Origin of the sequence: Plantactinospora sp. B6F1, assembly GCF_040120695.1 — a bacterium.
In the GTDB taxonomy this organism is placed as follows: domain Bacteria; phylum Actinomycetota; class Actinomycetes; order Mycobacteriales; family Micromonosporaceae; genus Plantactinospora.
The window spans coordinates 1-3,589 of the sequence record NZ_JBEEAC010000069.1 but is presented as its reverse complement, the minus strand read 5'-3'; the positions used below and the strand labels follow the sequence as shown (position 1 = coordinate 3,589).

The window sequence follows — 3,589 nt, the reverse complement described above, 5'->3', positions numbered from 1 at the left end:
AGGTGGTCCAGTCTCCGTTGGAGAGTTGCTGCCATTGGACGGCTGCTTTGATGTGGATGCCGAGCATTTTGGCCAGGATCGCGGCCGGGACCTCGGCGGCGAGCATGAATAGTGCGGTGTTGCGGTCTTGGCGTGGTTGCAGTCCGTGCGCTCGGAGCCGTCTGGCGAGGGCGTCCTCGGTGAGGGGACGTCCTGGCCAGCGTCCAGGGAAGAGCCAGGTGGACGGCGTGTTGATCAGGCTGCCGCCCGGCGTCGGTCCGGTGGCGTTCGCGAGTTCGTTGACGAGGCGGTCCAGCGGGGCGGGCAGGACGACGGGCCGGCTGCCCAGTGCGAGCAGGGTCTGGCCGTCGGCGTGGCGCAGGTGTTGAGTCGTCAGCGTGCTGATGACGTTGAGTTTCTGGGCGTAGAGCAGAATCAGAAGTCCGGCGACCCGGTCGGCGGCCGGGTATGAGTCGTCGTGCAGGAGCCGTCGGGCGTCGGCCCAGCGGCGGTCCTGGTCGAGTGGCCCGGCGGGGCCGGTCCAGCGCGTTGCCGGGGCGCTGAGCTTGGGTGCCTGGTGGTGGACGGTGGCCCACCGCACGAAGTTCGCGGATCGGGCCGCGGGTGCAGGTTTGCTGGCCAGCCACTGGTCGAGGTCGGCCTGGGCGCAGGTGGCCAGGGTCGATCCGCGGGTGTGCAGCCAGTCCAGGAAGGCCGCGGCGCCGGCGACCCGTTGGCGGATGTTGTTGACCTGCTGGTGGGAAGCGGGCCGGTCGTCGAGGCGGCCGCGCAGGCGACGCAGATGGTGCCAGACGGCGTAAGCGTGCAGGGCGCGTTGGTGCTCGAGGCTCTTCCGCGCGGCGATGGTCTTCTTGATCCACGGTTCGAGAGCGGCCAGGCGCTCGTCGCGGGCCGGGAGCGCGCCGGCGACGACGAGCATGGAGCGGATATGCGCGAGGGTGCCGCTGGTCGGCATCGCGTCCAACGCCTCGTGCGTGATGGCGGGCCGCGCGAGCGCGACGGTGCGCAGAGTGTTGCGGACACCGGGTTTGTTCAGCCAGTCCATCGCGTGATCGGGGCGGTCGACCAGGACGAATGCCTGGCGCAACTGGTCGAGTTGGGTCGCGGTGCCGCCGTCAGCGGCGGTGAAGATCCCGGCGAGGTTGCGGTCCAGGGAACAGCGGGTGCACTCGGCAGTGGTGAGTTGCCAGGTGATGCCGCAGACGCCGCAGCGGGTCCAGAAGGTCGGGTCGGGGTTGACGCAGCGGGCGCACAATGGCTCGTCGCGCGTGCCGCCCTTCAACGAGGCGCCGGCGCCGCAGCGGGAGCAGACGGCCCAGCGCTCGCGGCAGCGGTCACACATCGGCTGGCCGGTAGCGCGTGAGATGGTGCACCGGCCGGTTCGCCCGCAGATGCCGCAGACGAGTTCGGGCCTCGGCCGGCAGCGGGTGCAGACCGGCCCGGCCTCGGTCATCGCGGCGACGCGGCGCAGGTCGCCGCAGCTCGTGCAGGCTTTCCAACTGCGGGGATCACTCCACCAGCAGGGCTGGCAGATGGGGTGGCCGTTGTCGTTGCGGCGGGCCGGAGGCCGCAGCTTTCCGCAACGACCGCACTGCATGGCCACAGCCTTGCGGGTGCAGCCGGCGCAGAGCCGCAGGCCGTCGAACGGGCGGCTGAGCGGGCGCAGTTTCCCGCAGCGCGGGCAGAGCGGTGCAACCACGGTCGTGGCGCCGGCCCGGACCAGGGCATCGACGAGGCGCAGCACGCCGGGCAGCGTCGCGGCGGAGGCCTGGCCGGTGAGCAGTTCCGGGCGTTCGACCACCTCCTTGGCGATCCGCTGTTGCCCGGACGGCAACGCAGCCGCCTCGCGGACCGCGGCAAGGACCGTTTCGGTCTCCAGGGCGGGCTCGAGTTCGGCGAGCAACGCAAGCAGCGGACCGACCTGCTGCGCGAGCAGCGATCGGTCGATCCTCTTGGTCACCCGGTGATCCTGGCCCGTTTCGGCCGCAACTCGCCCAGGCCGGCCGGTTCAGCGCCGCCAGCCGCCTTCTTCGGCCGCGTCCCGGCGCCAGCCGCCGCGACCGGCTCGATGAGCTCGTCCATCGTGCAGTCGAGGATGTCCATCAGCGCCATCAGGATCTTCAGGCTCAACCGCTCGGGCCGCTCGGTGACCAGCCGGAAGACTTGGCTGGAGGACAAGGTGATGTCCCTCTTGGCCAGCGGCTTGATCAGGTCCGTGGTTTGGAACATGCCCCGGTCGGCCATGATCCGGCGTAAATGCCAGCGGTAGTCCAGCTTCGGGGCCATCAGTGGTCCTTCCCGTCCGTTGCGGCCGGCCCGAGTGCCGGCGCGAGTGCCTTGCGCAGTGCGGTGTTCATGAAGTCGTCGGACACGTGCGTGTAGATCGCCGTGGAGCTGTCGCTCTCGTGCCCGACCTGGACCTGGATGAAGCGCCGGTCCACCCCGTCCTCGGTGTTGTGGGTGACATAGGCGTGACGCAGAGCGTGCGGCGAGAGGGTTCTCGGCAGTCCCAGCGCTTCCCGGTAGGACACGAACCTCGCGTTGATCTCCGGCGGCTTGATCCGCCCACCACGTTCGGTCACCCACAACGCCGGATGGTCGGTGAACCCGAACCGCGGGCGGACGTTCTCGACGTAGTCGCTCACCGCCTCCACCGCCCACCCGAACACCGACAACACGTTGCGGCGCCGGGGCGGCTGACCACGCTTGGCCTTGCCGTAGCGGACGTGCAGCGACCCGTACCGCCCGAACTGCGGAGCAGCCGGGTTGCTGCCCCAGTCCGCGATGTCGAGTTTCGACGTCTCGTTGCGACGCAGTCCCCAGCCATACATGACCTTGAACAAGGTCGCGTCGCGATACGCCGCCAGCGCACCCTTGCGCTTCGCGCGGACCGCACGATCGACCTGGTCATCGGCGTAGTCCAGGAACCGCTGCAGTTCGTCGCGGGTGAACGGACGCTCGTCCGGGTCACCCTCGTAGGTCTGCAGATGGGCGATCGAGTTCCACTCGTGCACGATCGCCACCGGGTGCTCACCCGGCCCGAACTCCTGCTCACACGCCACCGCCCAGCCATACCGGCCGTCGCAGAGGAACTCGTTGAAGATCCGCAGAGTCCCTTGGTAGGCGCGGATCGTCGCGGGCGCCAGATGCCGCTCGCCGGTCAGCGACATCGACCACTCGTCGACATGCGCCGGCGTCCACCGCCACGGGTACTCGTTGGTGAACGCCATGAACTGGCGCACCAGCCGCTCCCGCTCCGCGATCGTCTCCTCCCGCAGGCCCCGAGCGCTCTGCTGCGCCCGCCAGCCCCGCAGCATCGCCTCGCTCATCGCGTCCTCCGGACGCAACCGGATCACACCCGACACCAGCTCCAGGTGCGCCGCACCCGCCAAGTCGACCCGCCGCAACCGACCCTCCCGACGCACCCGGATAGCGGGAGGATCATGCATCAGACGGGACCGTATCGCCAAACGAGCAGGTCAAAGCCGTGCGCTAACGTGCGCTCCGCTAAGCTCCAAGCCCCGCCTTCACCATGCCAGCTGCGACTTTCTCGCCCGTCTGATGCATTTCCCGAGGGTTGGCGTAGGCG

Annotated in this window: 3 protein-coding genes; all 3 read right to left on the bottom strand. The window is 69.6% G+C overall.

Going from position 1 to position 3,589, the window contains the following annotated elements:
• On the bottom strand, window positions 1-1,960 hold a 1,960-nt coding region (locus tag ABNF97_RS33685; protein WP_349341031.1), incomplete at its 3' end, for a site-specific integrase.
• Window positions 1,957-2,286: a helix-turn-helix domain-containing protein gene (locus ABNF97_RS33680; RefSeq protein ID WP_349341030.1), complete on the bottom strand. Its 330-nt coding sequence runs from the start codon at window positions 2,284-2,286 to the stop codon at window positions 1,957-1,959. The genes ABNF97_RS33685 and ABNF97_RS33680, both read right to left, overlap by 4 nt.
• A complete protein-coding gene (locus ABNF97_RS33675; protein WP_349341029.1) occupies window positions 2,286-3,449 on the bottom strand; it encodes a tyrosine-type recombinase/integrase in 1,164 nt (387 codons plus the stop codon). The genes ABNF97_RS33680 and ABNF97_RS33675 overlap by 1 nt, the downstream gene beginning before the upstream one ends.
• Between the last annotated feature and the right edge of the window lie 140 nt (window positions 3,450-3,589).

Coding starts and splice junctions, on each gene's coding strand:
- ABNF97_RS33675 (WP_349341029.1), bottom strand. CDS start 3,449: ATGCATGATCCTCCCGCTATCCGGGTGCGTCGGGAGGGTCGGTTGCGG.
- ABNF97_RS33680 (WP_349341030.1), bottom strand. CDS start 2,286: ATGGCCCCGAAGCTGGACTACCGCTGGCATTTACGCCGGATCATGGCC.